The following is a 3,356-nucleotide window of genomic DNA, read 5'->3' on the forward strand; positions in this document are numbered from 1 at the left end:
CGGATCTCGCTGGTGGCAATCATGGCAATGTTGATGCCCGCATCCGCCAGGGCGCGGAACATGCGGCCGGCGGTGCCGGCGGTGCAGGGCATTCCCGCCCCTACGGCGCTGACCCGGGCAATGGGTCCCCCTGGAATCAACTCCGCGCCCGGCCATTGCTGGAGCAGGGGAGCAAGGGCCTGGCGGGCTTGGTCCAAGTCCTGGCGGGGCAAGGTGAAAGCCAGGTCTCTGGCGGCCCCCAAGGGGGTTTGGCGGGTGCATTCCGACTGCACGATGGTGTCCAGGCTGATGTTGTCGTCGCTCAGGGCGCGACAGATGGCGGCGGCGGCGCCAGGCCAATCCGGCACCCCGTGGACCGATGCCTGGGCCTGCCCCCAATCCAGGGCCACGCCCCGCACGGCCGGGGTGTTGTCTTCACAGGGGATGGCCTCCAGATGCACCTGGGACGGCGTCAACGCAAACTGACCCCGGAGCAGATCGAGGGCCTGGGCAGCATCGCTGTCCTCAATTACACAGCTTACTTTCACCTCGCTGGTGGCGATCATCCGCAGGCTGATGCCCGCCTGTCCCAGGGTGGCAAACATGCTGGCGACAACATCAGGGCGGCCGGTAATGCCGGCCCCCACCAGGCTCAGCTTGGCCAGTTCGGGATAGGCGGCCACAACGAAGGGTTGGGGTCCCCCCAGATGGCCGCTCAGGGCGCTGACCACCGCCTGGGCCCGCTCCAGATCCCGGCGCTCCAGGGTGAAGGCCATGTCGTTGCTGGCCCCCTCGTGGAGGGATTGCACAATCAGGTCCACGTTGATGCCGGCCTCCGACAGGGCCTCGGACAACTGGGCCGCCACCCCAGGGCGATCCGGCACGTGGGAGAGGGCAATCAGCCCCTGGTGGCGCACCAGTTCCAGGGCGTCCACGGGTTTGCCCAGCTCCAGCGCCATCCCCGCCACCCGTTGCCGGCGGTTGCTGGTGAGACAGGTGCCCGGATGCTCGCTCCAACTGGAGCGCACCACCAGGGGTAGACCGTAATTGCGGGCAATTTCCACGGCCCGGGGGTGGAGCACCGCCGCCCCGAGGCTGGCCAGTTCCAGCATCTCGTCACAGGTAATGCTCTCCAGCAATCGGGCGCCGGGCACGATGCGGGGGTCGGTGGTGAGCACCCCTTCCACGTCGGTGTAGATCTCGCAGCGCTCGGCGCCCAGGGCGGCCGCCAAGGCTACGGCGGAGGTGTCCGAGCCGCCCCGCCCCAAGGTGGTGATTTCCAGGCCGCCGTTGGCGGCGCCTTGAAAACCGGCCGCCACCACCACGGCCCCCTCCGCCAGACAGGCCCGCACCCGCTCGGTGCGAATGTTCAGAATGCGGGCGCGGCCGTGGGCCGCTTCCGTGACAATCCCCACCTGTTGGCCCGTCATGGACACCGCCGCCAGCCCCAACTCCTGCAAGGCCATGCTGAGCAGGGCAATGCTCACCTGTTCCCCGCTGGCCAGCAACATGTCCAGTTCCCGTTGAGGGGGATGACGGCTGATGGAGTGCGCCAACCGGGTGAGTTCATCGGTGGTTTTCCCCATGGCGGACACCACCGCCACCACGTCGTCCCCGCCGCGGCGTGTGTTGCACACCCGCTGGGCCACGGCCTTGAGGCGTTCGAGAGAGCCCACGGAACTGCCACCGAATTTTTGCACCAGGAGGGCCATGGCCGCCATAGTTCATGGGGTGATTATCCGCCCCGGCGCACCTGGGCCAAGGGCAGCAAGTGCTCCCGGAAGGCCTGCCGGGGTGGTGTGCCCTGCTTGAGGGCCCATTCCAGTTCCAGCAGGGCCGCCAGGAGTTGTTGCAGTTGCCGGGGCTGGCAACCCCGCACCTGCCGCTGCAAGATGTAGACCCGCTTGGGATTCCCGATGCCGGCGGCCTTGGCGATGGCCTGGGCATCCTTCTCCCCTGTGGCGGTCATCAGCGCCACCCACAGCCAGCCCCGCACCTGGCTCACCAGACTGGCCTGAATCCGCAGGGCCGGTTCGTTGGCCCGCAGCAGTTCATCCAGCAGGTGCAGGGCGGTGGGGACGTGGTTGTGGAGCAGGGCCTCGCCAACTTGCAGGCTGGTCTGGCTGGTGGCGCCCACCAGGGCCGCCACCGCTGCAGTGGTGATGGTCTTGCCGTCGCTGTAAAGATCCAGCTTCTCCAACTCTCCCGCCAGACGGCCGCTGTCACTGCCCACCGCCGCCGCCAGCGCCGCTTCCGCCGCCGGCTCCATGGTGACGCCGATGGCCTTGGCGGCCCGCTGCACCATCTGCCGCTGCCCCCTGCTATCCCACACCGCAGGTCGGGGAAAAGGTTTTACGGTGGCCTCCTTCTGGAGCAGCTTTGTGGATTTCAAGCGGCCGTCGGGCTTGTTGGCGGAGGTGAGCAACAGGTGACAGTTATGGGGAATCCGGGGCAGGGTGGTGGTGAGGGCCGCCAGCAGTTCCGGTGGGCAACTCTCGCAAAAGGGGCTGTTGGCCACATGAACCAATCGCCCGCCACCGCCAAAGGAGCCATGCGCACGGTGGTCAACGCCAGGGTTGCCCCATCCCCTTGTTGTCCGTCCAGCCGTTGCAGGTTGAAGCTTTCCCAGGCGGGATCCAGCACCTTCCGGGCCAGGACCGTCACCGCATGTTCCAGCGCTGTGGTGTCATCACCCCAGTAGACATGCACCGGCATGGAGCCGTCCCCCATCGACCACCCGATTTTGACGGAAAGCCTGGCGCTGATCCAGCGGCGCCTCCCCGCCACCGGGCTCCACGGTGTCCAGCAAGAGGTGCTGGTGCGGCTGATCCACAGCAGCGGGGATTGGCGCCTGGCCACGGCATTGCGCTGCCCTGCCGCCGCCTGTGAACAGGCCATGACCGCCCTGGCCCGGGGCGCACCCATCCTCACCGACACCGCCATGGCCGCCGCAGCGGTGACCCCCATGGCCCGTCGCACCTTTGCCAATCCCGTGATCAACGGTCTGGTCTGGGCGCCGGATCCCGCGCCGCCTGGTCAAACCCGCACCGCCCTGGGCCTGGCCGCCGCTGTGCAGCGCCACCCCGGCAGCGTGGTGGTGATCGGCAGCGCCCCCACCGCCCTCCTCCATCTGCTGGCCTTGGGAACCCAGGACCGTCTTGAACCTCCGGTGTTGGTGGTGGGGATGCCGGTGGGCTTTGTGGCCGTGCAGGAGGCCAAGGCGGCCCTGGCCCGCAGTGGCTGGCCCCAGGTGCGCCTGGAAGGCAGTCGGGGTGGAGCCGGCCTGGCGGCAGCGGTGGTGAATGCCCTGCTGCGTCGTGCCTGGCTGGATGGTCAAGCCAATACCTGACCCATTGGCGGGTTGTTCTGCAACCGCG

General features: G+C 68.2%; 3 protein-coding genes. 1 reads left to right on the forward strand and 2 read right to left on the reverse strand.

Going from position 1 to position 3,356, the window contains the following annotated elements; all coding sequences use genetic code 11:
* On the reverse strand, window positions 1-1,691 hold a 1,691-nt coding region (locus BG35_RS0107965; protein ID WP_025782408.1), incomplete at its 3' end, for an aspartate kinase.
* Between the two features lie 23 nt (window positions 1,692-1,714).
* Window positions 1,715-2,497, reverse strand: a complete 783-nt coding sequence (gene holA / locus BG35_RS10980; RefSeq protein WP_308417028.1) for a DNA polymerase III subunit delta — start codon at window positions 2,495-2,497, stop codon at window positions 1,715-1,717.
* 195 nt (window positions 2,498-2,692) lie between these two features.
* Here holA and BG35_RS0107975 point away from each other — a divergent pair, with 195 nt between their 5' ends.
* Entirely contained in the window at window positions 2,693-3,328 is a 636-nt protein-coding gene (locus BG35_RS0107975; protein ID WP_025782409.1) for a precorrin-8X methylmutase, read from the forward strand.
* Window positions 3,329-3,356 lie beyond the last annotated feature (28 nt).

The sequence above is a fragment of the Candidatus Synechococcus spongiarum SH4 genome (genome assembly GCF_000586015.1).
Classification (GTDB): Bacteria; Cyanobacteriota; Cyanobacteriia; order PCC-6307; family Cyanobiaceae; genus Synechococcus_B; species Synechococcus_B spongiarum_F.